The organism is Streptococcus oralis (assembly GCF_026782085.1).
GTDB lineage: Bacteria > Bacillota > Bacilli > Lactobacillales > Streptococcaceae > Streptococcus > Streptococcus oralis_DA.
The window spans coordinates 1-26,110 of record NZ_JAKUVW010000007.1 but is presented as its reverse complement, the minus strand read 5'-3'; the positions used below and the strand labels follow the sequence as shown (position 1 = coordinate 26,110).

The following is a 26,110-nucleotide window of genomic DNA, read 5'->3' as shown; positions in this document are numbered from 1 at the left end:
ATTTTTCAAATTTTAATCAAACAGAATCGTTTCCTTATTTCTTGAAAATAGACTGTCTGAAGTCGTCTGTCTCACGAAGATAAGCGTTGTAAATCTTCTTCTTGAGCAGGTTAACCCAGCTAGCTTCGACACGGCTAGTAGCATTGGTAATGTTGCGTACATCCTCTGCCACGGCTGCGTCCATCAACTGCTGCATCTCTGCATAAGAACGAATGGTTACTTTCTTGGTACTGTTTGGATTTTTAAGCTCGTACTCAATGGTGATTGGCTTAAGCTTGGTCAGCTGATCAATTCGCTCCTTATACATGGCCTTCTTGAAGGCTGCCCAAGAGGTGTATTCACCCTTAAATACATTTTCCAAGACTTTCTGGTCTGTCACGAGACCAACATCTCTTCCAGACCATCCGTCCCACGTTTTCTTCCCTTCATCAAAGGCTTCCTGAGAGTACTGACCAGAAACATAAGGGACAAATCCTTCATGGTAGCCTTTGGCTGCCAGTAATTCATAGGCTGTGCGACGGAACATAACGTCTCCAGGTGCTCCATTTGGATTGCTCAAGGCTGAGTAAATTGGTGAGAAAAGGCTGAGGCTGAGGTAGCCATTTCGACCATATTTCCCACTTTCTTTATTCTCCCGACGAGTGATCACATCATTTTCAATCAGGGAGTCAAAGGTCTTCAGCTGCTTGATTTCCTCAGCTGTGAAGCTTCGCGTCTGGTTACCTGCGTGGGTCTCCTTACCATACTTATCTGTAATATAGTAATTCTCCATCTTCCTGAACCACTGTAACTTGGCAGCATCGCTCTGCTTCAACATAGAAGTACCTTCTAGATAGTCCAAGGTGTAGATCATGTCAAACATACCATGGACATAGTGTTGTAGGTCTGCTTCATTTTGAACACGTTCCTTGAAATTATAGGTATGCATACGTGTCTTAGAATCCTTGTCCATCTTGAAGAGAGTATTGAGCGTAATGGTTGATTCATCTGCGCTCGGCGAAGATTGCAAGAGTCCACGAGCATAGAGTTCCGCACCCAAGCCCTCACGACGACCATAACCTTCAAAGTAAATTGCACCGTCAGAGTTATGGGTCATTTCATGGGTGTAGACAGAGTTTCCATAGTCTTCTAACAATTTAGCAGCATCAAAGTGAGTTACACTACCCGTAGCATAGGCATTATAGCCCTTGCTTGGATACCACTTGCCAGCTGGTCCAAAGAATTCCTGCATAGCCTGTGATTTTTTGTCATTAGCTGGAGCCCAATATCTTTGACCATTCTTGTCAACCAATGAGAATCCATCATAAACCAGAACCGAACGGAAGAGCTTGTCCTTGCTTTCTGGACTCAGAATCTTGTACCAGAAATCATAATGGTCGCGCTGGTATTCAGCTGTTTTTCTCACTCGGTCTTCGACATACTCGGCTAGTTCAGCGTCTGTGCGCACTCTGTTATTGGCATCCAGGCGGTAGCGATCATAAGCTCCCATAGAGAGGGTAGACATATTAGAGATAGCATAGACACCTTTCTCCGTCATGGTCAAGAGTGGCAGGAGCATGCCCTTGTGTTCCCAATTATCTGCTGTAATCTTGTCATAAACACCGACAGAGTACTTGCTCTTGCCCTCGGCTGCGTCCTGAAGCTGTCTCGCTTCTGCTACATCGGACTTAGCCTCAACGATGTAGGCTTTTGTATTGGTCTTGAGCCATTCATTATTGGTCTTGTATGGTAGGAAGAGCTGACGGTAGCCTTCAAGGTAATTGAAGAGTCCTCGCTTGCCAGTTGCTTCAGAGAGCGAATTATCATATGCTGTATAGTTGTTCTTAGCCTTGAGATTCTCAAGTCCTGATTTCCCTAAAGCTATGATTGTATCAAGAACCGAAACGTCATTTTTACCGTAGAAATCCAACTTGTAAGCCGATAGATCCTTAACATTAAAGTTATCATAGTTGATATTGTACCAACGGTTAAGGTAAGTCAAACCTAATAGGAAAGCTTCTTTATCAGCAAGAATCTTCTTAACAAGATAATCCTTAACTACTTCACCTTCAGTATTGATAGCCTTATCCATAGCTAGCACTTTGCGAAGCTCACCTGATAGCTTGCTTTTCACTTGCGTAAATGCAGTGTCTAAGTATAGTTCATCCAAAGAAGTGTCTGCTGCTACTCCGAGAGCTGTACGCATAGCTGGAGAATCAAGAACTACTTTGTTTAACTCTGGCAAAACTTGATTTAGAACACTTGTATAATCTGATGCAAAGGCTTCTGGAGTATAAAGAAGGTCTAACCCCTTGATACTATACTCAGCAATACCTCGATTTACGAAATCTCCCTGATAAGATATTTCTAGGTAGTCAATGGTATTGTCCATGTAGTGCAGCATCAAACGATTGATTGCTGTTTTATTACCATGGATATCAGTGATAACCTGGTCGCCCTTCATCGGAACAACATCCAGTAGGTACTCCTTATTCAACTTATGCTCTTTCGGAATCTTGTTAGCAAACGAAACAATGGTTTCTTTATTGTAGAAAGGAAGCAGTTTCTCCATATTTGCATAAGAATATCCACGGTCGAATTGAGCATTGTTTACCTCACCATAGTCGACAAAACGCATATTTAGATTCGTGTCATCTAGGCTAGTCGTGATGTCCATAGCAGTCAGTTTTTCTTCCATTTCTTCTTGAGTAATAGTAGAAGTAACAAACTGATCGTTTTTCAAGGTTTCACTTTTAGCAACTTTATAAGCTTGTGTAATGCGGTCGTTTTTGTAGCCCTGATCCCCAGAAATACTGTAAACATTTGTACCGCTAACATTACTGATCACATTATCAACTAAACCATTAAAGTAGTTCGAGCCGACCACTCCACCGATTTGACCGCTAGTGGTTGCATTATATACTTTTCCTGTCACATACGACTTGGTGATTCGAGCATTGTTTTCTAGACGTCCAACCAAACCACCGATACGTTGTTCATTTGATCGTAAACCACTAATAATCGTTACATCTGCTTTACTTTGGCTAAGAAGAGATTCTCCTCCTTTAAGGTTTGCAACCAAACCACCTACATTATAAGCTTTGATGTGTTGACTGTTAGATAGGATAGTTCCCGTAAAGGAACTATTTGTAATTTTCGTATTGGTTCCATTAACTACTAGACCCGCCACGTTAGAAGCATTTCCTACTACCGATACTCTCCCCTGAACAGAAACATCTGTGATTCGCGCATTCTCCGCATTGCGTGCCAGCGCAGCTGAGTCATAGGTACCCACGATATTCACATCTTTAAAGTCGATATTGGAAATGGTAGACCCACTCTTGAGGTTTTCAAATAAAGGTTTGGCTAGATTATAAATGGCGTATTGCTTACCATTATGACTACCTGTCAGACTACCTGTGAAGTTCCCTTTGAGGTAGACATAATCTGCAGGTGCAAGACTAACCTCACTAGCATCCAAATCAGCTCCCAACACATAATTTCCTGCCATATTTCGCTTCATAGCGTCTACCAATCTAGCAAAGCTAGTGTAGACATTTTGCTGGCTTGGGACTGCCTTACTGATGTAGAAGTCGTGCCCAGACTTATAGCCCGTTTCACTTTCTTGGACGAGTTCAGGAAGGGTTACATTAACCTTATAGACTGCCTTGCCATCTTTCTCTGCTTCAGAAATGCTGTGAACTGGTAGGAGAATTTCCTTGGATTCGCTTGATTTGATCTTGACGAAGTAAGTAGACAGATCCGTAGGCATAGAGTTCATCGATACAAAGCGCTTGTATTGGTCGTTTTCTTTATGATAAAACTCAACGGAATCAATATCACGGAAGGCAATCTTCTTGTATTCTAGCTCAAAGTTACGACTGTCTGTTTCAAACTCAGTAAAGCTACCATTATCCAATTCATAAGTCAACTTAGTTTTTAGAGTGTAGCCTGTGTAGTAGTCTAAGTCGCCAATTTTCAAGCTGCCAGCAAAGTTGGTAATTGGAAGAGTGCGAATCAGCTGGTCTCCCTGGTACAATTCTGCAGTCGCTGAACGGAAGGACTGGGTCTGGTCTTCCAATCTATATTGGACCGTCACCGACTTATCATCAGTATTCTCAGTCAGACTTAGAATGGAAACTGTCGGCTTGACTTTAGGCACTCCATTTAGTGCTTCTTTGGCTGCTGTCAGACTAACAAGAGCTTGGTTGACCTGTACTTGTGTAGCTGTTTGATCGTTCAAAACTCCCTCTGCCTTGGTCAATTCGTCAGTATAAGCTGTCTGCTTTTCTGAATCCGCATTCTTATATTTAACCAAGGTTTTAACCGTTGGATTTAAATCGTACTCAGTCTGAAGAGCTGTTTTAACAACTTCAAGACCACTTAATTGCGCCTTGGCTTGATTGATTTGTTCCACCAGTTGGTTGACTTCTGCTTGGCTGGCTTGGGATTGGCTCAGAATCGCTTGACCTGCCGTCAAAGCAGCATCATAGTTAGCTTGATGACTCTGACTATCGTTGAAATAACGGGCCTGAGCTTTAATCTGATCCGCTTCTGCCAAGAGATTATGCAGTGGAATTAAATCGAATTCTTCTAAAGTTTCTACTTTTGGCGCATCGTTCGGTACCATGTGCGGTTTAGCTGTGCCGACTTTGACGATTTGCGTTACAGGAGCTAGGGTTTCCTCATTAGACAATTCTTGACGGTCGACCACTTGGCCATTAGAACTGTAGACTCGAGTCTTGATGGTCCGCTCACCTTGGACACCTGGAGTTGCAATCTGACGAGCATCTTGAACCAATTCGTCCGTATGTTGCTCCTCGATGTTGAAGGCTATTTTCTCAACACGAATTTCGTCGGTATAAGTCAGCGGATACTCTGGTAAAGCCTCTGCTTTCGGTGCATCATTTGGTACCATGGTTGGCTTAGCCGTGCCGATCTTGATAATTTGCGTTACTGGAGCCAAGGTTTCTTCATTAGACAACTCTTGACGGTCGATTTCCTGACCGTTAGAACTGTAGACACGAGTCTTGATAGTTCGTTCACCTTGAACACCTGGAGTTGCAATTTGACGAGCATCTCGAACCAATTCGTCCGTATGTTGCTCCTCGATGTTGAAGGCTATTTTCTCAACGCGAATTTCGTCAGTATATGTCAACGGATACTCTGGTAGAGCGTCTGCTTTCGGTGCTTCATTCGGTACCATAGTTGGCTTAGCCGTACCAACTTTGACGATTTGCGTTACCGGAGCCAAGGTTTCTTCATTCGAAAGTTCTTGACGGTCAACAACTTGACCGTTAGAACTATAGACACGAGTCTTAATCGTACGCTCTCCCTCAACACCTGGTGTTGCGATCTGGCGGGCATCTTGAACCAATTCATCCGTTTCTTCTTCACGAATGGTAAAGTTGATTTTCTCTACACGAGTTTCGTCGGTATAAGTCAGTGGGTACTCTGGCAGAGCGTCTGCTTTCGGTGGATCGTTCGGTACCATGCTTGGTTTAGCCGTTCCAACTTTGACGATCTGTGTTACTGGAGCCAAGGTTTCCTCACTAGACAATTCTTGACGGTCAACAACTTGACCATTGGAACTGTAGACACGAGTCTTAATGGTCCGTTCGCCTTGGACTCCCGGAGTCGCGATCTGACGACTACCTTCTGGAATCTCATCTGTGTACTGCTCCTCAATAGAAAAATCAATCTTTTCTATTCTAACCTCGTCATTTGTAGTCAATTCCAACTCAGAATTCTCACGAACTGGAGCTGTTTCAGGACTGGTGCCATACTCTACCAGTTCAGGAACTTCGTGAACTGGTGCTGTATCAGGATTTGTCCCATATTCCGTTAGTTCTGGAATCTCTTGAACTGGAGATGTCTCGGGACTAGTGCCATACTCTGCCAATTCTGAAACTTCGTGAACTGGCGCTGTTTCTGGACTGGTGCCATATTCTGTCAATTCTGAAACTTCGTGAACTGGGGATGTTTCAGGACTTGTGCCATATTCTGTCAGTTCTGGAGTCTCACGAACCGGAGACGTCTCAGGACTAGTTCCGTATTCCGTCAGTTCTGGAACTTCGTGAACTGGAGATGTCTCGGAACTAATGCCATACTCTGCCAATTCTGGAACTTCGTGAACTGGGGATGTTTCTGGAGTTGTGCCATATTCTGTCAATTCTGGAACTTCGTGCACTGGAGTTTCTTTTGGTATCGAGTTAGTTGGAGCTGTTCCAACTAAAATAATTTCAGAAACCGGTTCAAGCGTCACTTGATCAGAAATCATTTCGCTTTTTACGATTTCTTGATTCTCATGATAATGACGAGTCACCACTGTACGTTGACCTCGAACACCTGATTGTATAACTTTTGATTGCCCTTGAGCCAATTCATCGGTATATTGGTATTTTGTCTGATAAGGAAGTTCTTGAACCGACTCCTGCTCGCTAATTTTTAGTTCTGGCAAGTCATAAACGGGGCTTAGAAGAGCAGACTCTCTCTCCTTGGCAGCTATAGCTTCTCTTTCTTCCTCAGTTAAAGCATCCCCCTTATCCGAAACAATCTCTTTTGTATTCGGATTTGTTTCACTCGGTTTAAGTTCACTTCCCTTCTCTTTCTCCAAGTCCAGTGTCGGATTTTCCTTCTGAGCAGAATGAGCTAAATGACTATCATTTTGTTCTTCATTCTTTAAGTAACCGATATAGTCGTAACCATCAATTTTCAATGGCGCTGGAAGAGATTCTCCAAGACCCAAGTTAAGACTTTGATTATATGCAGCGAGTTCGATATTCGTCACCGCCAAGACCGTTGGAGATAGCAGCATGGATCCCATTCCAGTTACCAACAAGATCGAAGATAAATACCTCTTCCCATTTCTGCCTCTAACAACTACAAGCACTAGTAATGCAAGACCCATCGCTGTAAAAGTGGATTCCCAAAGGCCGGAGTGACCTGTCTTAGGTAATACTCCAGATGTAGCCCCTTGAGTAGTCGGACGATAAACTAAGTAATAGGTCTCTGAAGCATCCTCAACATGCTTTGGAATCTCCCTGATCAAGGCACTCTTCTCTGCCTCCGTCAATTCAGACTCCACTACGTAGTGGTATTTGACCTGAGCAGACTGCTGACTTTGAATTTCTGCTGCCTTCACAGAAGTCAAGCCCCCAGCCATTTGCCCATTCAAAAAGAAGCTTCCAATAGTCGCCGAAACGAGCCCGACAGACAACTTTCTGAAAGAAAAACGCTGTAGTTTTTCTCCATAAAACCGATGTTTCATTCTCAAAATTTCCTCTTCAATATATTATTCAATCCTTTCTATTCTACCTGATTTCACTTGATTATTCAAATTATTTGTCGCGATTTTTAGAAACAACACATGCTTTTTAAAAGTACCAAAAAACGACCTCTCTTTTTAAAAACATCTCAAAAAATCAGCTTAAAACTCTTCCTAAAAATATTAGATTTACTCCCTTTGTCCTAAACTTTTTCCAGCAAAAAAAGAGAGAAATGACTTCCTCTCTTTTTCCTTTTTATCTCATCTTAAACTATGAGACAACTTGATACTATTATGATTATTTCGCTTCAAATCCTTCTGCAACTGCATCCGCAAAGTTTTCTTCTACGATGCTTGCACAGTGGTCACAGATGACTGCATGGTAGCTACGTTCTGCAGTAGTTGGATCGATACGACGGCAACGGTCACATACTTCACCTGTAGCGCGTTCAACTGTAAAGGCAACATCTTCGAAGCTAACGGCACCTTCTGGAGCTGTACCTTCAGCGATGGTCAATTCTGACACGATCAAGAGTTGAGCCACATTGCTATCTACTGCTCCAAGAAGAGTTTTCACCACTTCATTTGGATAAACTGTCAAGTGGGCTTCGAGTGATTTCCCGATAACTTTGGCATTACGTGCTTCTTCCAAGGCTTTTTGAGCTTGTCCACGGAAATCCATGAAGGCTGACCATGTATCCAAGATTTCTTCTTGGTTGGCAAAAGTTTGAGCTTCTGGTAATTCAGACAATTGAACAAATTCTTCAGCTTCAAACTCAAGATATGACCAGATTTCTTCTGCAGTGTGAGGAAGGATTGGTGTCAAGAGTTTGGTGATTTTCACGAGAATGTCATAGAAGACAGTCTGCATTTGACGGCGTTCGAGTGATTTGGCACCCTCGATGTAAACAACGTCTTTAGCAAAATCAAGGTAGAAGGCTGACAAGTCAACGTTGATAAAATTCACCAAGGCCTTGTAGATTGTCAAAAATTCAAAGTTGGCATAAGCATCACGAATCGTTTTCACAAGCTGGTTAAAGCGAATGGTCATGTACTTATCAACCGAACGAAGCTCATCGTAAGCCACTGCGTCTTGAGCTGGGTTAAAGTCAGATGTATTGGCAATCAAGAAACGAAGTGTGTTACGGATCTTACGGTAAGTTTCAGAGACTTGGCTCAAGATATCCATAGAGATACGCACGTCGTTGCTTGAGTCCACACTTGTTACCCAGAGACGCAAGATTTCCGCACCAAATTGTTTTTCAACATCACTTGGAGCAATGGTATTCCCAAGAGATTTAGACATCTTCTCATCTTTACCATCAAGGGCAAAACCTTGTGACAAGATTTGTTTGTAAGGAGCCACGCCATGGTTAGCAACAGATGTGATAAGTGATGAGTTGAACCAACCACGGTACTGGTCAGAACCTTCAAGGTAAAGATCTGCTGGATATTTGAGTTCTGGACGGTTGACCACTACTCCATTCCATGATGAACCTGAGTCAAACCATACGTCCATGATATCTGTTTCTTTTTTGAACTCGCCATTTGGTGAACCTGGATGCGTAAATCCTTCTGGCAAGAGATCTTTAGCATCACGTTCCCACCAGATGATAGAACCGTGTTCCTCAAAGAGTTGAGCCACGTGCTCAATCGTTTCAGCTGTCATGATTGGCGTTCCGTCTTCAGCATAGAAGATAGGAAGGGGAACTCCCCAAGCACGTTGACGAGAGATTACCCAGTCACCACGGTCACGAATCATGTTGTAAAGACGCACTTTACCCCATTCTGAGTGGAACTTCACTTTTTCAATTTCGTCCAAGATTTCTTGGCGGAATTTAGATACAGAGGCAAACCATTGTGGAACAGCACGCCAGATGATTGGTTTTTTCGTACGCCAGTCAAATGGGTATGAGTGAGAGATTTCTTCTTGAGCAAGGAGCAAATCGCCCAGTTTTTCGATAACAGTCGGCACAACCTTGTCATAGAACTGACCCGCAAATTCAGGACCAGCATTTTCCATCATAATACCGCGTTCGTTAACTGTTACAGCAACTTCAAGGCCGTTGGCAACACCAACATTGTAGTCGTCCTCACCAAAACCAGGGGCTGTATGGACAATACCAGTACCAGAGTCAGTCGTAACGTGGTCACCCAGGATTACCAACTCATCTACAGCCGTATCCCATGGGTGGACTGTCACAATGTGGTTCAATTCTTGACCACGGTAGGTAGCCAAGACTTGAACATCCGCCCAACCAAATTTCTCAGAAAGACTATTCAATAATTCTGAAGCAACTACAAACTTACGAGATTCACCAGCTGGTTGTACCAATACATAATCAATATCTGCTCCAACTGTCAAACCACGAGAGGCTGTAATGGTAAATGGTGTAGTGGTCCATACGACAATATAAGTATCCGTATCTAGAACACCTTTTCCGTCTTTGACACGGTTAGCATAGTAAAGGGAAGTTGAAAGCAAGTCATGGTATTCAATTTCCGCTTCTGCAAGGGCTGACTCAGAAGACCATGACCAGTAAACTGGCTTGGCACCACGATAGATATAGCCTTTTTTAGCCATTTCACCGAAGACACGGATCTGAGCTGCTTCATAGTCAGGAGTCAAGGTTACATAAGGATTTTCCCAGTCACCAGAAACCCCCAAACGTTTAAAGTCTTCTCTTTGTTTATCAACTTGAGAAAGAGCATACTCACGGCAAAGTTTCAAGTACTCAACCAAGTCCATTTCTTTGCGTTTAACGCCTTGTTTTGCCAAGACTTGCTCGATTGGCAGACCATGTGTATCCCAACCTGGGATGTAAGGTGCATAGAATCCTGACATAGACTTAGAACGAACAATAATATCTTTGGAAATCTTGTTCATGGCATGTCCAACGTGGATATTTCCGTTTGCATACGGAGGTCCATCATGCAAGGTGAAATGTGGTTTTCCTTGGTTCAATTCTTGACGACGTTGGTAAAGTTTTGCTTCTTCCCATTCTTTTTGCCAAACTGGTTCTTTGGTTGGAAGACCAGCACGCATTGGAAAATCTGTTTTCCCTAGATTGAGGGTTTCTTTAAGTTTCATTGTTACTCCTTTAATTTAAATTGACAAAATAAAAACCACGATTCGCAAAAAGGACGAAAATCGTGGTACCACCTTTGTTCGAAAAAAGACCGTGTCTCTTTTCCTCTTTTCCCGTAACGTGGGGAACGTCCAGTCTTACTATTTTCGGACTAGATTTGTTGAGAGGATAATCTAACCACTAGGGATTGCAGGACTCTCACCATCTCCCGCTCGCTGAAAATATAGTTGGTTAGATCTTGTTCTCACATTTTTTTATAGGATAAGAACAGATTCTTTATTTGCATCGTCCTCAGTTGCCGCAGTAGCTTCTACTTCAACTGACTCTTCATGCTGGTCACTTTCTTCTGTCTGTTGATTTTGTTGAGCTTCAAACTCAGCTAATTCTTTGTTGCCAGCCTCGATACGAGCTTGCAATTCAGCAACTTCTTCTGGTGTGAATTGACGAGTCATATCAATAGGCTCTTCCTCTGGTTGTAAAGATACAGTTTCACCAAGAACTTCACCCACCACTTCTTTAAAGGCTTCATCACTTGTCTGAAGGTAAGTAGCTGTTGGGCGAAGAATATCTTCCCAATCAGATGACTCGACAATAGCCAATTGACTTTCAATCGTAGACTTGAGGCGTTGATGGAATACACGGCTCTTGTTCTTCAACTCTTCAGTCTCAACAGCCACTCTCTTCGCATTATCTGTAGCCTGACGGAGAATTTCATTTGCCTTGTATTTCGCTTCTTCAAGCAAACGCTGAGCATCTTGTTCAGCTTGTTGAATAATATTGTTTGAACGTTCTTGAGCAGCTTGTTTGACACGCTCTGCAGTATCTTGAGCAATCAAAACTGACTGACTCAAGGAATCCTTCATCTCATCAAAGTAAGACAAACGTTCTTCCAAACTCTTGATGTGTGTCTCTTTATCGTGATTGCTACGAACCAAGTCTTCGTAGTCACGAACAACGATATCCAGAAATTCATCTACTTCTTCTGGATCAAAACCTCTAAATCTTGTACCAAAGGTTTTATCTTTAATTTCTAATGATGTAATTGGCATACTTTTCCTCACTTACTTAATAAAAAATAGAATCATTAATTGCTTCTGGTTCTTGCTCGCTTGTTACTGTTCTCTTAGGAATATCATTCGTATAATAGGAAAGACGTTCTTCTAGTTTTTTGATATAGAGTTCAGTTTCATCTTTGTATCGAATCATCTCCTCTAATTCAAAGTAAATCTTATCTAGAAAGAGGTCAACTTCTTCCTGATTGTAGCCTCTGAATGTTCTTGAGAAAGCTTTATCACTTATTTCTTGTGGTGTAATCGACATATTTTTTCTCACTTGCTTAAAAGTAGCCGGACTGTTAGTTTTTTCTTATCCTTTTTGGTCTGTCCATTGTCTTTGACAATTTTTAGACGACCAAACTTTCTCACACTGATCAAATCTCCAACAGCGACCTGGTAATCAGTTTTTTCAACCAGATGATAGTTTACCTGGACAGATTTTTTCTCAATCAGTTGACTAGTTTGATTTCTAGATAATTTCAAGGCACTTGATAAGAGGGCATCCAATCGAAAACTCGAAACTAAAATTTCTCGTTCTCTATAATCAATTTTAGACAAAATCCTATCGGTAAAAGGTCGTTCCTCCAGCGATACAGGAAGTCTGCCAATCTTTCTTATTCCATCCTGAAAAAGAGGAATGAAATCACGATTGACAAAAATCTGTGCTCTCTTTTCATCTACCAAGATATCACCAAATAATTTACGGTCAATTCCTAGTTGGTTGATGATTGTTCCCAATATTTTTCCATGACTCAGTTGTTCAAACTTACTCGGATAGCAAATTTCCAACAAGGCCATTTCAAAGTCTGATATCTCCGGTTCAAAGTAATCTGGATAGAGAAGAACTCGAATCGACTCTGTTGGAAGAAAATCACCACTACTTTGGCAACCCAGTCCATATGTCCCAGCTAGCACCCTTAAGATCTGTTCCTGATGGGGATTGATAAAAGGAGTAAGTACCGGTGCATATGTATCTTCTACCCGCTTGAACCACTCTAAACCCTTATCAATAAAGGGAATATCATCTTGGGAAAAATGCTGATAAATGGCTCGATTTGCTGTCATAGTAATAGGACTAGTCGTGTTAAGAGATTTCCAACAAACTGAATCAGAATCAGCGCTGCCCAAACCGTAAAATCAAGGCCAGCAAATTGTAGATTGAGCTTACGAAGGGGCTCAATAACTGGACGAGCAAGTCTGATAACTAGGCGACCTAGCTGGCTTTCATAGGCATTTGGAAACCATGAAAGAAGAGCAAATGCAACGAGAATGATGGAATAAATGCTAACCGCATTTTGGATTAAACGGATTAAGAAAATCATTATCTTGCTCTATTTCGTTTAATGTCAAAACCAAACTCAGCGCTTTGTGATTCATCTGGAAGTTTGATATCTTCAATGTTCACGATAACGTTGACAGGAGTCAATAGATACATCGTGCTCGCAACTTTTTTCATATTTCCAGCCAAGACATGACGGGCTCCGTCCAAGTAATCAAGGCAACGACGGGCTTGTACCTCTGTCATGTATTGGAAATCAATCAAAATACTTTCATTGCCAGCCAACAAATCTACAATTTCAGTTGCATCTTCATATTTTCTTGGATAGCGAACGTCAATTGTCACTTTCTCATCTGAACGATGGCTTTGCATTGCCAATTCTTGCTGACGCGCATGAAGACGAGTAATATTTGCATCTTTTGCTGATCCTGACTGAGCAGGTGCTGGTAATTCTTTAGAAGATGAGATGGCTGGGCTAACTGTTTCCTCTTGTTGAGTCTGGTAGTTAGTCGTTTCTTCTCCGTCTTCTGTAAAATAATCTATAAATTTATCGAATCTATCTTTTAAAGACATAGCTCTCTCCTATTTAAAAAATGCTGTACCGATTCGAACAAAGGTTGAGCCGAACTGAATCGCTTCTTTAAAATCACGACTCATTCCCATGCTTAGCTCTGTCATCGGCATATTAGGGATTTGTTTTTCTCTAATTTCTGCTTGCAGAGCCTGCGTATCCTTGAAAATTTCTTTCAATTCATCACTGTCTGCCTCAAAAGGAGCCATGGTCATTAAACCAACATACTCAATCTGATCTAACTTAGCCAATTCTGGCAAAAGTTCTAGCAATTCTTCTTTTGAAAACCCATGCTTGCTTTCTTCCCCAGAAATATTGACCTGCAAGAAACACTTGATAACATGATCTGTTCTCTTTTGAATTTCCTGGGCTAACTTTAAGGAGTCTAAAGCATGAAAGTAATCCACATATGGGATTACTTCTTTCACTTTCCGTCTCTGTAGTGTTCCTATTAAATGCCAAGTAACTGGGTAATCTTTCAAGGCCTGATATTTTTCTAAAAATTTATCGACTCGATTTTCACCTATATGACGGACACCAAGCGGAAGCAAGGCTTCCGCTGTTTGTACATCTACATACTTTGTCACTGCGATTACTGAAACAGCATCTAGAGCACGGTTGGCTTCTTGACTAGCATCAGCTATTTGCTGAAAAACTAATTCAGTATTTTTTTTCAAATTCATTGATTAACGATTTTTGAAGAATGGAGGTGTATCCAATTCATCTTCATCTTGTGAAACTGGTGTTTCGAAGCGTTCTACTGGTGAAACAACTGGATCTGTTTGGCGAACAATAGACTCACGACGCAAATCCCAGTCTCCAAAAGCAGAGGCTTGGTTTGTTTCAAAACGACGTGGGCTTGATTTAGGCAATTCTGCTGTCTCTTCCAAGTCGAATTGACGGTCAAATGTGTGTGCTTGTGGCGCTTTAGTTGATGGACGTCCAACTGGTTGGTTGTTACGAGCTCCAACTACTTTTTCCACTCGTTCTTGACGAACACCTGTCGCTACAACTGTAACACGGATTTCATCCTTCATGCTTTCATCAATTGATGTTCCAAGCCAGATGTTTACACCTTGGCCAGCTGCTTGGTTGACGATTTCTGAAGCTTCTTCTGCTTCAATCAAGGTCAAATCAAGACCACCAGTAACATTGACGATGACATCCTCTGCACCATCGATTGTTGTTTCAAGAAGTGGAGAGTAAATTGCTTTACGAGCCGCTTCAACAACGCGTTCTTCACCACTACCGATACCGATACCCATAAGGGCATTCCCTTTGTTGGCCATTACAGTTTTCACGTCAGCAAAGTCAAGGTTAATCAATCCTGGGTTCGTGATCAAGTCAGTAATCCCTTGAACACCTTGGCGAAGAACGTTATCTGCTTCGCTAAGAGCTTCAAGAAGTGGCGTTTTCTTATCAACAATTTCAAGCAAGTTGTTGTTAGAGATAATCAACAAAGTATCAACATGCTCGCGAAGTTCGTTGATTCCTTCTACAGCGTACTGGCCACGTTTGCTTCCTTCAAATCCGAAAGGACGTGTCACGACACCAACTGTAAGAGCACCAAGATCTTTAGCGATACGTGCAATGACAGGGGCTGCACCTGTACCAGATCCACCACCCATACCAGCAGTGATAAAGACCATGTCTGCTCCAGTGATAGCTTCCGTCAAAGCTTCTTCACTTTCTTCTGCAGCTTTACGTCCAACTTCCGGACGCCCTCCAGCACCCAAACCACGAGTCAATTTTGGACCAAGTTGGATAACTGTTTCTGCTTTCGTACTGCTAAGGGCTTGTACATCAGTGTTGGCTGCGATAAATTCTACACCAGCAACACCTTCGTCAACCATGCGGTTGATGGCGTTACCACCACCACCACCGACACCAATTACCTTAATAACTGCGCCTTGAGCTGCTGCTGTATCAAATGAAAATGTCATAATTTCTTATCCTCTTTTATTCATCAAACATGCTTCCGATCAAACCACGGAAACGTTCTGTTAGCTTCGGTTTACTTTGAGAACTTGCTTGGAATTCTTCCTTCGGAGCAACTGGAGCTTCCTGCACAGTTTCAGCTGGAGCTGTTTGTGCTGGACTTGGTTGCGCTACTGGATTCAAACGTTGATTTGGAATGCCAAAGTTAATTGGTTTTTGACGAAGGAATTCATCTCCTTTAACTGCTTTTTGTGCAAGAAGATTGACTTCTGTCAATTTACCAGCAAACTCAGACAAGCTAATCACGTGCGCAAATGCAGGGTTGCGAATTCCAACTTGATTTGGTACATAAAGTTTTACGCGAACACCAAATACTTCTTGGGCTAATTCAACAATTCCTGGCAAAATTGCATTTCCACCGATAAGGACGATACCTCCAGGTAAATCTAACAAGTGTCTTCTTTCCAACTCTTGTTTGATTTGGTCAAAGATATGTTTGATGCGTGCTGAGATAATTTCTGCCAAATAGCTTTCTGTTACTTCAACAGGTTCTACTTCACCAATTACTTCAACTTGGAAAGTTTCGTTACTTGCAAGTGGAACGTAAGCTTCACCATAGTTCAGTTTCAAACTTTCTGCAATTTTTTGAGAAGTTTTCAAGACTTTAGAAATGTCTTTAGTAACGTAATCTCCACCTTCTTGGTAGATGTTAGTGAACTGCAATTCTTGGTTGCGGATAGTCGCCACAGTAGTCTGACCTCCACCCATATCAATAACAGTTGCACCAAATTCGCGTTCGCCTTCATTGAGAACGGAGTTCACAATTGCCAAAGGTGAAATAATCACGTTATCAACATGAATACCTACACGCTCAACCGTCTTGCGAAGATTGTGTAGAATCGTACGAGGACCTGTGTAAAGCAGACCACGCATTTCCAAGCGGACACCCATCATACCACGAGGGTCACGGATGCCTTGGAATCCATCCACGATGAATTCTTCTGGAATAAAGGTAATCACTTCACGGTCAGGAGTCATGCTCTTTGTCAAAGCTGATTTGACAACATTTTCAACATCTTGATCTGTGATTTCTTTGGTATCTGAAGTTACAGGAATCATTCCTTGTGTTGGTTCAACCTGCAAGAGGTTTGCTGGAAGGCCAACGTTAACAGACTTAATAGAAATACCCGCTTTCTCTTCTGCCTGTGTGATTGCAGATTTAATTGCTGAAGCAGCTGCTTCAATATCAACAATAATTCCGTCTTTGACACCTTTACTTTTGGCATTACTAACACCAATTACATTTACTTCGCCATCTCTATGCTCAGCTACTAGCACTTTAATCGAACTAGTTCCGATATCTAAGCCTGTAAAAAAACCATCTCTAGTCATTACATCGCATCCTCTCTGTCTTCCAAGTTTCTCACTTCTATTTAATAACTATGTTTGGGCATAGCTATTCAAAGAATATTATAACACAAAAAATCCAATCGTGCTTAGTTTTTGATAAAATTCCTGCATGTTTTTTGAGAAAATTCTAGAAAAATTCTTCTTCTAAGAGATTATTTGAAGTTAACGTTCACAATTTCTTTTTTGTTTCTTAAAAATCCAAAAAAGAGAAGATCATTTTAGATCTTCTCTTGAATAAATTCTTCCGATTTTTGTTGTAAAAAATTTTCTACTAATTTCCCTGTTAAGCGAATTGCTATCACGATAACAGTCGAAACAATGAGATAATTTAAGGGCTGGCCGAAGCTTCCAACAAGTGGTGGTTGGTTTAAAAATCCATAATCTCCACCTACAACTAAGTTGACAACCCATATCAAGCCATTTAAGGCGAAGGTAATCACCACCACATTCTTCAAATCGAGAAGGGAAGGTTGATAGTTTCTAAACAAGTATAGGAGCGCATTTCCTAAAAGGGCAACATGTCCGATAATGAAGGACAAAATGGTCACGTGTGGAAATGGGTAGGGATCAAAGAGTGGGTAAGCCAGTGCTGCTGTTGCTCCAAAAGTTCCTAAAAGGGCAAAGTACTGTTTGTACTTGGATGTCCCTGGAATTAAGAGCATCACAAACATGGCGATACGGCAATGATAGAAGGGCAAACTTTCTGACAGAGGCATGAGATTCCCCCAATACCAGCTATACAGAACAATCAGTTGAACAGACTGAAGAATCTGAATAAAACGCTGGTAAGCAACTTTGTCGCGAAAACGATAAGAAGCATAAAAAGTAAGAGCCAATAAACATAACAAACCAATGTACCAGTGAAGTTCAAACTGGGGCGGTTCTGATATCTGTGTGGTAAATAATTTATCCCACAAATTCATATTCTATTCCTCGTTCATCTAGCTAGAGGCAGTAAAAAAAATTCACTCCCCCCAGCTTTTAAATTTTTTGAAAAAACTTGATTCTATGCCATGCATAGAATACTTGAGTCTTAAATTCGCAACCTATTATATCATTTGTATTGCAGAAATGCACCTTGTAGATACCCTTTTTTGATTTGTCGACTTCTCTAGCATAAACTAATCGATATATTGGTCTCTTTGTCCTTTATAAACTTGCCAAAAATCTCCATTTGCTCCTTGGTGATGCGTTTTTCAGATAAGACTGGCAATTGGTCAATGGCAAAAAATTGAAGCTCAGCAATTTCTTGATTCTCTTGAAATTGTCCATCAAGAAGCTTACATTCAAAGACAAACTTTGCATATTGTTTGCTCTGTAGTTGGAAACGATTGGTATCAAAAACTGCAAGTAACCTTTCAGCTTTTGCTGTAAAACCGGTTTCTTCTTCAATTTCTTTAAGAATATTTTCGGTTGGAGAGTAGCCGACTTCACCAAAACCACCTGGCAAAGCCCAACTATCCTCTCCTTTTCCTCTAACTAAACAGACTTTTTCATCCTCAACAATCCAAGCACGGACGTCCATCAGAGGAGTTGTATAAGCGGACGTTGGTTTCAAGACTTCTGCCACTTCTTCTGCATCGAGGTCTGATACCTGATTCAACATTTCAGATAACAGGATTCGCAAGTCCTCGTAGCGCTCACGGTCGAAAGGATCTTTTGTAAAGGTTAATCCAGTATCCGTAATGGCTAACATTCTTTGCAGATACTTGGCAAAATCACTTGCATTCATTTTCTAAACTTTCTACCAACTTGGCTAGATTCATGGAGTTAGAGCCTTTAAGCAAAATTTGGTCATTGGCACCGAGGCTTTCCTTGACTTGCTTGACAAGGTCTTCAAATTGGTCCTCGTCAGCTGTTTTCTTGAAGTAGAAAACGTGACCGATTGGGAACATTTGACTAGCAAGTTGGCTTAATTCGGCAATGTCTTCTCCATAGAAAATAACGGTATCCAGCACATCTGGCGATAGGCTCAAAATCATCTGATTATGGAGTTGGACAGACTGGTCGCCGAGTTCCTTCATGTCTGCCAAGACAGCGATTTTCTTGCCTCCTTCGTTGGCTGAGATAGCAGAAAACGTCTCCAAAATCAACTTCATAGCAGTTGGATTGGCATTGTATACGTCAGACAGAATATCTGCTCCATTGGCTGCTTTCTTCCACTCAGTACGATTGCGGGTCAATTCTAGGTTCTGAAAGGCCTGACGAATTTGCTCCTCTGAAACTCCTTCTTGTAGAGCCACATAAGCAGCAATCATAGCATTGGTGGCATTGTACTTACCTGTCACTGGCAAATCGAGGGCTTGTTCCAAAAAATTAGCCTTAAAGGTCAGACTATCCTTGCGCTCAATCAAGTCTGTGACTTCTAACTCAGCTCCTTGCCCAAAACGGATTACTTTTTTATCTGTAGGCAAGTAGTCCTCTACAATCGGGTCAGCTGGTGCCAAAAGCAAAGAACCTGGTGCCATACCATCAGCAATTTGCATTTTTCCTTTAGCAATCTCTGAACGGTCTTTGAAAAAGGCTAAATGAGCCTCTCCAACCAAGGTCACAATGGCTGTTTTTGGATGGGCCAATTCTGACAAGAGATGGATATCTCCCAAGTGATCCTGCCCCATCTCCAAGACCAACTTTTCTGTTCCTTCAGGCATGTGGAGAACTGTGTAAGGAAGGCCAATCTCGTTATTGTAATTGCCCTGAGTTTTGTAGGTCTTGTAGGTTGTTGACAGTAGATGCGCCAACATATCCTTAGTGGTTGTCTTGCCATTTGAACCCGTAACCGCAAAGACATCAACAGCTGTTTTTTCAAGATAGTAGGCTGCGAGGGTTTGAAAGGCAGACAGCACGTCGTCTACTAGAATGTAGGGATGATTTGCAACCTCTTTCTCGGACAAGGTTACTACTGCACCATTTTCAAAAGCTGTTTCGATAAAGTCATGACCGTCACGCGCACCTTTAAGTGGCACAAACAAATCTCCCGTCCCAATCAAACGACTGTCAAACTCAGCCTTTTCTAACTGGGCATCCTCAAAGATACTGACATCATTTTTAGCTCCAACAGCTTGGACAACTTCATGGATTGTTAATTTCATTTCTACTCCTTTAAAAAGGGTTGAAGTCCAAGAACTCTAGTCACCATGCAGTGATAGTTCTGGCTTCTACCCTCTCTTTCATTTTTATAGCAAATGCGCTTCGCGCTTGTCAAAACTTTGCTTAGCAAGGTCAACCAAACGCTCGATTAGTTCTGGGTAGCTGATTCCCATATTGTCCCAAAGTAGTGGATACATAGACCACTGGGTAAAACCTGGCATGGTGTTAAGCTCGTTTAGGAAAATCTCGCCCTTATCTGTATAGAAGAAATCACAACGAGACAGACCGAGGCCACCGATCGCACGGAAGGCAGTTTCTGCATTATGACGCATGACAGCTACTACATCATCACTAATCTTGGCTGGGATGTCCATGGTAATCTTGTTATCGATATATTTGGCATCATAGTCATAAAAGGCAACATCCTTGACCACTTCACCAGGAAGCGTGCTCTTCACATCGTAGTTGCCCAAGAGACCAACCTCGATTTCACGAGCATTCACCCCTTGCTCTACTAAGACACGGCTGTCATATTGAAAGGCAAGCTCCAAAGCTTGGCGTAGTTCCTCATGGTTTTCAGACTTAGAAATACCGACACTTGAACCCATGTTTGACGGCTTCGTGAAGACTGGGTAAGTCAATTTTTCTTCAACTTCAGCGATTTTAGCAGTCACATCGTCCCCTTCGACGATAGCCACATAAGGTACTTGGGCAATCCCTGCAGACTCCAAGACACGCTTGGTCGTGATTTTATCCATGGCAAGGCTGGATGACAAGATGTTACAACCAACGTAAGGCATTTTCAAAACTTCTAAGAATCCTTGAACAGAGCCATCCTCTCCCATTGGGCCATGAAGAACTGGAAAGACCACTGCACCTTCTTCATAGATGGAACTTGGCGCTATTTTCTTGTTCCAGTCAATAGTCGCATTGGTCATGAGACGATCCTCTTGACCTGGGGTCTGGCTAAATTCTTGCGTTTTGATAAAGTCACCTGACTGGCTAATGAAGAAAGTCTTGACTGTGAAACGGTCGTAGTTGACCGCACGCATCACACTTTCAGCTGAAAGGACAGAGACTTCACGCTCTGCACTCCGTCCACCGTATAAAAGAATAATCGTTTGTTTCATATTGCTTGTCCTAATTCTAATAGAATACTCGTTCTTTAGTATATCATATTTGCTTCTTTTTTGAAACTTGTATCTAAAAAAGCCCTCATTTAAGAGCTGAAATATTACCTATCCACCACTTGAGCTTCAAAGTAAGCTGGTTTGTCGTCTACATTGGTGATAGTGATCGTGTAGGACTCGTTATTAGTCACATTAAAAACTTTTTCCCCTTTGTAACTGACAACAATTCCATTCTTTACCAAATGAATATCTGTTTGATTGTTTGGAAGCTCTTTATCATCATACCTTTTTGGAGCTCTATCTATTCTGCAAAATTTCGTTCTCTTTCCTTTTTCTACGCTGACCCGACCACCTGATACACTGCAACAATACTATCATACGAAGAATCAAATAGACCAAACGAAGGATTTTCATCTTTCCAAGAGCTGATAAGAAGGTTTTCCTTGCATTCCCCACTTCTTGAACTAACTGTTCAACCGTTTTACCTGTTTCCTCTTTAATAGCAACTGCATTCTTTGAAATCAAATAATAATTTTGTTCTAATCTGCTGATATAGGCTTTGGAAATTGGCTCGTCTAAGAAAAAATATACTCTATCAGCATACTCATCCTGAGACAGCGTATAGTAAACTTCAGCTTCACTCTCCCATTTTTTAGGAAAACTAGTTATTCTTATATTTCCATAGTCTAAATGCATCATTCCAACTAAAACGTCATTAGTCCATTCTTCCGCATAATGGTATAATTTCATTTTCTTATCTACCATTGGCCAAACTATAACATACCGACTATGCATGAATTCCTTAGTTAATGCCGAGTTACTTGCCAAGCTGGTCGCACCAATCTCATATACTGACCAAATAAGAACTATGAGCATTAGGACAGCTTGAGTTGGTTTGTTTTTATAATAGTTTCTTATTCTTTTTAACATTTTACTCTCCAACTGCGGGATTAGGTTTATCTAAATCTTTTTTGACATTTTGACTAGTATTCGCCACTAGAGCCTCTCTTGCATATTCGAAAGAAACAAGCTGATTGTTACTTTCAAAGCAAATAAGTCTCCTTTACCAAACAATTACAACAACTGAGGCCTAGTTTACGGTTCCTAAATCTACCGATCCACCACTTGAGCTTCAAAGTAAGCTGGCTTGTTGTCTACATTGGTGATGGTGATAGTATAGGGAGTTTCTTTCGTCACACCAAAAGAAAGCAGACCAAAGCTATCGAATAAAATAAAATATTCTTAAGAACTCTGTCATAGCACCCCACCTGTATAACACTATTGCCTCGCCGTTTCGTTTGTTATTCTGTTCTCCATATATCCTTAACTGTCACTTCTCCCCAATTATCTGGGCTAAAACGACTAGAGTAGATAGTGGTCCAGTCTTTAAGGACTTTATTACGGAGTACATTGTCTGCTTCCTTGCGAATCTCATCAACAGTCTTACCGCGTTTGGCAAGAAAGTCCTCTACTTGAGACTACTGAAAATATCCTGTACTCTCATCATCATAGTACCACATAAACCGTTCTAATTGCCGATTGTTTACATCGTACAGGTAATCTACATTTATGGTTGTCTCTGTATCTGGCAGTCTCAAACGCATCTCTATCCCAACTTTCGTCATCTCCTGAAATCCAAATTAAAAATAATAACCTAGAGATTGAATAGTATTTGGTAAATCTACACTTTTATAATCAATAGAATGAATAGAAATTTCTTGAGAATCGTTGTCCACAAATTTTAAACTTTTTAACTTATAAAAAGCTCGTCCTTTCCAGAGAAATGTATAATTGTGATAATCACTTTCTTCGTAGTATATTTCATCAAAAATATTATGAACTCTCTGATATTTATAGTACTGAAAACCAGAGAAAGATAATAATAGAACTATTAGCAACGAAAAAATTACAAATTTTCTCTTCTTCATCTAATCACCTCATCTCTGTCAACTCTTGATTCCCTGTTTCAATATTTCGAATGAAATTATAAGTACTTGGGTAATTTTTTTGTATCTCATCTACGGTATCTTTTTCTAGTAAAATCCCTCAACACACCCCGTTGTTCATACAGCATTGCGTTGAGCAAGAAGCTACTTTCTCTGGCAAACTATCCATACAAAGTCTGATATATCTTTTTCATGAAGCCATCAAGCTCTTTTTGAACAATCTTTAATAGGCGCTCTTCTTCGACTTTGGGAATAGTCACCCTCTCATTTATATTTTTTTCATTTATTTGAAAATAGGCGCTAGAAGTTAAATCAAAGTTCTTATCCAATTCGTAGAGTACACTAGTTATTCTACCATCTCTCTCTATTTCAAAATAAGCAGTAACCCCATTACGTCCAGGATGTGATATTTTCAAATCGATGTCTCCTTTTATCTCTATGGAGTCAATTCCTCCATCCAAGCGAATAGCTCCATCGGGAGGAACGACATAGCCCGCTTTACGGATGTCAGACGCATATTTTTCTGATGCCATCAAACGTTGTAAGACGACTATATTGTCCCTCTCTTCAAAGGAGGTTTTTAATTGCATATATTCTTGGTGGTTTTGATACTGAAAATAAAGATTCAAGCCAGTAGCTAAGACAATTACAGAACCAATCACGATTAGTATTTTTTTAAGTCCCGACATTTTTTTCACCCCCTCTGTCTAAGTAATCATAGAAGTGTTGTTCATACAGCATTGTGTTGAGCAAGAAGTTACTTTCTCTGGCAAACTATCCATACAAGGTTTGATACATCTTTTTCATGAAGCCATCAAGCTCTTTTTGAACAATCTTTAATAGGCGTTCTTCTTCGGATTGAGAGATGTTCACACTCTCTTTTATATTTTTTTCATTAAATTGAAAGTAGCTGCTAGAAACTATATCAAAGTTCTTATCCAATTCATATAGTACGCTAGCTATTTTACCATCTATCTCCATTCTAAAATAAACAGTAACCCCATTCCGTCCCGGATTTGAGATATCCAAATTGATGTCTCCTTTTATCTCTATGGAGTCAATTCCTCCATCCAAACGAATAGCACCATCGGGAGGAACGACATAACCCGCTTTACGGATATCAGACGCATATTTTTCTGACGCCATTAAACGTTGTAAGACGGCTATATTGTCCCTCTCTTCAAAGGAGGTTTTTAATTGCATATATTCTTGGTGGTTTTGATACTGAAAATAAAGATTCAAGCCAGTAGCTAAGGCAATTACAGAACCAATAACGATCAGTATTTTTTTAAGTCCCGACATTCTTTTCACCCCCTCTGTCTAAGTAATCTTAGAAGTCTTGTTCATACAGCATTGCGTTGAGCAAGAAGTTACTTTCTCAAACAATCTAACCATACAAGGTTTGATACATTTTTTTCATGAAGTCATCAATCTCGCTTTGAACACTTCTCAACAAGTAATCTTCTTCGGCTTGTGAGACAGAAACAATCTCTCTTTTCCCGTTTCCATTTTGCTGAGAATAGCTGGAATAAATTAAATTCAGATTTTTATCTAAAATGAAAGCTACATGCGTTTGTTTTTCATTAATCTGTGTAATGAAAAATAACTGAAAATCCTTAGCATCCTTTTTGGGAGGGCTAATTTTCAAATGTAACTCTCCTTCTATTTCTAATGGATAAATAACTCCATCCAATCGAATAGCTCCGTCAGAAGGAATAGTATATCCTGCCTTGTGGATGTCAGACGCATATTTTTCTGATGATGTCAAACGATGAAGAACTTCAATTCTTTCATTTTTTTCAAAAGCTTCTTTTAAAGCACTAGATTGTTGGAAATGATTGTAAGTAAAATATAAAGGAATCGCTAATAGGAACAAGGACAATACAATCAACCACTTAAACTGTTTTACTTTATCTAACATTCGCCTTTCCTCTATCAACACTCTCTTTCAAATAGGTGGGATTATAAATTCTCACTCACCTTCCTCATCATCATAAACTGGCTCGCCATGGATTTTGATGTATTCTTCATTTCTACGGTCATCTTCTTCCCAGACTGGGTCTCTCACATGGTCCATAAATGAAATTTCTTCCAAACTCAGCTCATTAGCTTCTTCATAACTCATCGAAAGGATATCCTCATGCCGGTTTTTAAATTCCTCCACACTTAACCAGCTCTCTTTATCATCTTCGCTAATCTGACCATCAATAGCAGTCGCAATTTCAATGGCCATAATATACATAGCTCGTTTATCAACAGTGAGAAGGTCAAAGTGGGTAGAAGCTAAACGTAGACAGTCTCCTTTTTCTCGATAGTCTGTTGCTGGATTGTCTTCAAAATCTAATTCAAGATTTTCATATACATGACTCCCAAATTTATTGATAATCCCTTCTTTCAACTGAACATTATTCCATCTATTATCATGCATCCACTTATTCAATTTCAAGTGAATAGTTGGGTCTGTTTTAAATGGGCGAGTATTCCCAAAATAAGAAATATCTACTGTCTTCCCATCTTTAGTATCAAACCACATCCTTTTCGCTAGTTCCATGTAATCAAATGGAATTTCTTTGATGTAATCACCTTTGATGTAAATTCTCACTCGTCTTCCTCGTCGTCATACACACGTTCACCATGGATTTTGATGTATTCTTCACGAAGACGTTCTTCTTCATCCCACAAAGGTTCCTCTACAGGTTTCAAACTTTTCAGTTCCTCCACGCTGATATCGGTTGCTTTATCGTAACTTAGTGATAAGACATCCTTGTGCAACTCCTTAAAAGTCTCTACATCCATCCAGGTCTCCTTGTCATCCTCGCTAATCCGACCATCAATTGCAGAAGCTACCTCGACTGCCATGATATACATAGCTCGTTTATCAACCGTTAAAATATCCGTATGTGTCGTAGCAATCCTAAGGTTTTCTCCACGTTCTTTCCCATCAGTAATAAAATCATTTTCAAATTCCAATTGAATATTTTCATCAGAAAACGAAGTCCAAGGATTGCTCTTATCGTATGGTATATGATTCCATCGTTTATCCTTAAATCGCCATTTATCAAATTGAACTCCAAAAAAGAAATCATCTTGTAGCATCTCATCATCACCGACGTTTGAGTATGTAATAGGATGACCATGCCACTCCTTAAACCACATTTTCCAGAGCAACTCTCTTGTTGTAAAGGTTATTTTTTGCTTAAAATCACTTTTGATATATAATCTCACTCGTCTTCCTCGTCGTCCAACTCTACCTCTCCATGGATTCGGATATACTCCTCGCGCTTCCTATCCAATTCTTCCCAGAGAGGCTCGTCTATGGCTTTCAAAACCTTTATCTCTTCTAAACTAATATCGAC

General features: G+C 40.7%; 22 protein-coding genes and 2 pseudogenes. All 24 read right to left on the bottom strand.

What is annotated here, in order from left to right; genetic code table 11:
- Window positions 1-34: 34 nt before the first annotated feature.
- On the bottom strand, window positions 35-7,249 hold the full coding sequence (locus tag MK395_RS09590) for an SIALI-17 repeat-containing surface protein (protein WP_268711758.1): 7,215 nt from the start codon (window positions 7,247-7,249) through the stop codon (window positions 35-37).
- Between the two features lie 295 nt (window positions 7,250-7,544).
- Window positions 7,545-10,337, bottom strand: a complete 2,793-nt coding sequence (gene ileS / locus MK395_RS09585; RefSeq protein ID WP_268711757.1) for an isoleucine--tRNA ligase — start codon at window positions 10,335-10,337, stop codon at window positions 7,545-7,547.
- Between the two features lie 252 nt (window positions 10,338-10,589).
- The gene (locus tag MK395_RS09580; protein ID WP_049490008.1) at window positions 10,590-11,384 is read right to left on the bottom strand and encodes a DivIVA domain-containing protein; all 795 of its coding nucleotides are present in this window, start codon (window positions 11,382-11,384) and stop codon (window positions 10,590-10,592) included.
- 16 nt (window positions 11,385-11,400) lie between these two features.
- Complete coding sequence (locus tag MK395_RS09575) at window positions 11,401-11,655, bottom strand: DivIVA domain-containing protein (RefSeq protein ID WP_000028988.1); 255 nt, start codon at window positions 11,653-11,655, stop codon at window positions 11,401-11,403.
- An 8-nt stretch (window positions 11,656-11,663) separates the two neighbouring features.
- On the bottom strand, window positions 11,664-12,455 hold the full coding sequence (locus tag MK395_RS09570) for a YlmH family RNA-binding protein (protein ID WP_268711756.1): 792 nt from the start codon (window positions 12,453-12,455) through the stop codon (window positions 11,664-11,666).
- Window positions 12,452-12,712: a YggT family protein gene (locus tag MK395_RS09565; RefSeq protein WP_000576501.1), complete on the bottom strand. Its 261-nt coding sequence runs from the start codon at window positions 12,710-12,712 to the stop codon at window positions 12,452-12,454. Before MK395_RS09565 ends, MK395_RS09570 begins: the two co-directional genes overlap by 4 nt.
- On the bottom strand, window positions 12,712-13,242 hold the full coding sequence (locus MK395_RS09560; RefSeq protein ID WP_000053366.1) for a cell division protein SepF: 531 nt from the start codon (window positions 13,240-13,242) through the stop codon (window positions 12,712-12,714). The genes MK395_RS09565 and MK395_RS09560 overlap by 1 nt, the downstream gene beginning before the upstream one ends.
- A gap of 9 nt (window positions 13,243-13,251) precedes the next feature.
- Window positions 13,252-13,923: a YggS family pyridoxal phosphate-dependent enzyme gene (locus tag MK395_RS09555; protein WP_001049616.1), complete on the bottom strand. Its 672-nt coding sequence runs from the start codon at window positions 13,921-13,923 to the stop codon at window positions 13,252-13,254.
- A gap of 3 nt (window positions 13,924-13,926) precedes the next feature.
- Window positions 13,927-15,183, bottom strand: a complete 1,257-nt coding sequence (gene ftsZ / locus MK395_RS09550) for a cell division protein FtsZ (RefSeq protein ID WP_000144261.1) — start codon at window positions 15,181-15,183, stop codon at window positions 13,927-13,929.
- A gap of 16 nt (window positions 15,184-15,199) precedes the next feature.
- Entirely contained in the window at window positions 15,200-16,570 is a 1,371-nt protein-coding gene (gene ftsA / locus MK395_RS09545) for a cell division protein FtsA (protein ID WP_000196346.1), read from the bottom strand.
- Window positions 16,571-16,806: 236 nt separating this feature from the next.
- Window positions 16,807-17,511, bottom strand: a complete 705-nt coding sequence (locus MK395_RS09540; protein WP_268711755.1) for a YwaF family protein — start codon at window positions 17,509-17,511, stop codon at window positions 16,807-16,809.
- Window positions 17,512-17,709: 198 nt separating this feature from the next.
- A pseudogene (locus MK395_RS09535) lies at window positions 17,710-18,320 on the bottom strand (NUDIX hydrolase N-terminal domain-containing protein).
- The gene (locus MK395_RS09530; protein WP_000778763.1) at window positions 18,307-19,680 is read right to left on the bottom strand and encodes a UDP-N-acetylmuramoyl-tripeptide--D-alanyl-D-alanine ligase; all 1,374 of its coding nucleotides are present in this window, start codon (window positions 19,678-19,680) and stop codon (window positions 18,307-18,309) included. The pseudogene MK395_RS09535 and the gene MK395_RS09530 overlap by 14 nt, the downstream one beginning before the upstream one ends.
- Window positions 19,681-19,764: 84 nt before the next feature.
- The gene (locus MK395_RS09525; protein WP_000814677.1) at window positions 19,765-20,808 is read right to left on the bottom strand and encodes a D-alanine--D-alanine ligase; all 1,044 of its coding nucleotides are present in this window, start codon (window positions 20,806-20,808) and stop codon (window positions 19,765-19,767) included.
- A 104-nt stretch (window positions 20,809-20,912) separates the two neighbouring features.
- Window positions 20,913-21,050 carry a hypothetical protein gene (locus tag MK395_RS09520; protein WP_013670182.1) on the bottom strand — a complete coding sequence of 46 codons (138 nt, stop codon included), beginning with the start codon at window positions 21,048-21,050 and terminating at the stop codon, window positions 20,913-20,915.
- Window positions 21,051-21,105: 55 nt separating this feature from the next.
- Window positions 21,106-21,738 (bottom strand): hypothetical protein, encoded by a 633-nt coding sequence (locus MK395_RS09515; protein ID WP_000919639.1) that lies wholly within the window; start codon window positions 21,736-21,738, stop codon window positions 21,106-21,108.
- Between the two features lie 371 nt (window positions 21,739-22,109).
- Window positions 22,110-22,274: pseudogene (locus tag MK395_RS09510) on the bottom strand (TipC family immunity protein); the annotation flags it as partial.
- Between the two features lie 12 nt (window positions 22,275-22,286).
- A complete protein-coding gene (locus MK395_RS09505; protein ID WP_225893231.1) occupies window positions 22,287-22,433 on the bottom strand; it encodes a hypothetical protein in 147 nt (48 codons plus the stop codon).
- Window positions 22,434-22,448: 15 nt separating this feature from the next.
- The gene (locus MK395_RS09500; protein WP_000746268.1) at window positions 22,449-22,736 is read right to left on the bottom strand and encodes a TipC family immunity protein; all 288 of its coding nucleotides are present in this window, start codon (window positions 22,734-22,736) and stop codon (window positions 22,449-22,451) included.
- 179 nt (window positions 22,737-22,915) lie between these two features.
- Window positions 22,916-23,443: a thiol-disulfide isomerase gene (locus tag MK395_RS09495; RefSeq protein WP_268711754.1), complete on the bottom strand. Its 528-nt coding sequence runs from the start codon at window positions 23,441-23,443 to the stop codon at window positions 22,916-22,918.
- An 85-nt stretch (window positions 23,444-23,528) separates the two neighbouring features.
- Window positions 23,529-24,056, bottom strand: a complete 528-nt coding sequence (locus MK395_RS09490; protein WP_268711753.1) for a thiol-disulfide isomerase — start codon at window positions 24,054-24,056, stop codon at window positions 23,529-23,531.
- An 85-nt stretch (window positions 24,057-24,141) separates the two neighbouring features.
- On the bottom strand, window positions 24,142-24,675 hold the full coding sequence (locus MK395_RS09485) for a hypothetical protein (RefSeq protein WP_044020408.1): 534 nt from the start codon (window positions 24,673-24,675) through the stop codon (window positions 24,142-24,144).
- Between the two features lie 51 nt (window positions 24,676-24,726).
- A complete protein-coding gene (locus MK395_RS09480) occupies window positions 24,727-25,356 on the bottom strand; it encodes a hypothetical protein (RefSeq protein ID WP_001223900.1) in 630 nt (209 codons plus the stop codon).
- Complete coding sequence (locus tag MK395_RS09475; protein ID WP_268711752.1) at window positions 25,353-25,979, bottom strand: hypothetical protein; 627 nt, start codon at window positions 25,977-25,979, stop codon at window positions 25,353-25,355. The genes MK395_RS09480 and MK395_RS09475 overlap by 4 nt, the downstream gene beginning before the upstream one ends.
- Window positions 25,980-26,110 lie beyond the last annotated feature (131 nt).

Bases quoted from the DNA above. Each gene is read 5' to 3' on its own strand.
- MK395_RS09590 (WP_268711758.1), bottom strand. From the start codon at position 7,249: ATGAAACATCGGTTTTATGGAGAAAAACTACAGCGTTTTTCTTTCAGA.
- ileS (WP_268711757.1), bottom strand. From the start codon at position 10,337: ATGAAACTTAAAGAAACCCTCAATCTAGGGAAAACAGATTTTCCAATG.
- MK395_RS09580 (WP_049490008.1), bottom strand. From the start codon at position 11,384: ATGCCAATTACATCATTAGAAATTAAAGATAAAACCTTTGGTACAAGA.
- MK395_RS09575 (WP_000028988.1), bottom strand. From the start codon at position 11,655: ATGTCGATTACACCACAAGAAATAAGTGATAAAGCTTTCTCAAGAACA.
- MK395_RS09570 (WP_268711756.1), bottom strand. From the start codon at position 12,455: ATGACAGCAAATCGAGCCATTTATCAGCATTTTTCCCAAGATGATATT.
- MK395_RS09565 (WP_000576501.1), bottom strand. From the start codon at position 12,712: ATGATTTTCTTAATCCGTTTAATCCAAAATGCGGTTAGCATTTATTCC.
- MK395_RS09560 (WP_000053366.1), bottom strand. From the start codon at position 13,242: ATGTCTTTAAAAGATAGATTCGATAAATTTATAGATTATTTTACAGAA.
- MK395_RS09555 (WP_001049616.1), bottom strand. From the start codon at position 13,923: ATGAATTTGAAAAAAAATACTGAATTAGTTTTTCAGCAAATAGCTGAT.
- ftsZ (WP_000144261.1), bottom strand. From the start codon at position 15,183: ATGACATTTTCATTTGATACAGCAGCAGCTCAAGGCGCAGTTATTAAG.
- ftsA (WP_000196346.1), bottom strand. From the start codon at position 16,570: ATGACTAGAGATGGTTTTTTTACAGGCTTAGATATCGGAACTAGTTCG.
- MK395_RS09540 (WP_268711755.1), bottom strand. From the start codon at position 17,511: ATGAATTTGTGGGATAAATTATTTACCACACAGATATCAGAACCGCCC.
- MK395_RS09530 (WP_000778763.1), bottom strand. From the start codon at position 19,680: ATGAAATTAACAATCCATGAAGTTGTCCAAGCTGTTGGAGCTAAAAAT.
- MK395_RS09525 (WP_000814677.1), bottom strand. From the start codon at position 20,808: ATGAAACAAACGATTATTCTTTTATACGGTGGACGGAGTGCAGAGCGT.
- MK395_RS09515 (WP_000919639.1), bottom strand. From the start codon at position 21,738: ATGTTAAAAAGAATAAGAAACTATTATAAAAACAAACCAACTCAAGCT.
- MK395_RS09505 (WP_225893231.1), bottom strand. From the start codon at position 22,433: ATGACGAAAGTTGGGATAGAGATGCGTTTGAGACTGCCAGATACAGAG.
- MK395_RS09500 (WP_000746268.1), bottom strand. From the start codon at position 22,736: ATGAAGAAGAGAAAATTTGTAATTTTTTCGTTGCTAATAGTTCTATTA.
- MK395_RS09495 (WP_268711754.1), bottom strand. From the start codon at position 23,443: ATGTCGGGACTTAAAAAAATACTAATCGTGATTGGTTCTGTAATTGTC.
- MK395_RS09490 (WP_268711753.1), bottom strand. From the start codon at position 24,056: ATGTCGGGACTTAAAAAAATACTGATCGTTATTGGTTCTGTAATTGCC.
- MK395_RS09485 (WP_044020408.1), bottom strand. From the start codon at position 24,675: ATGTTAGATAAAGTAAAACAGTTTAAGTGGTTGATTGTATTGTCCTTG.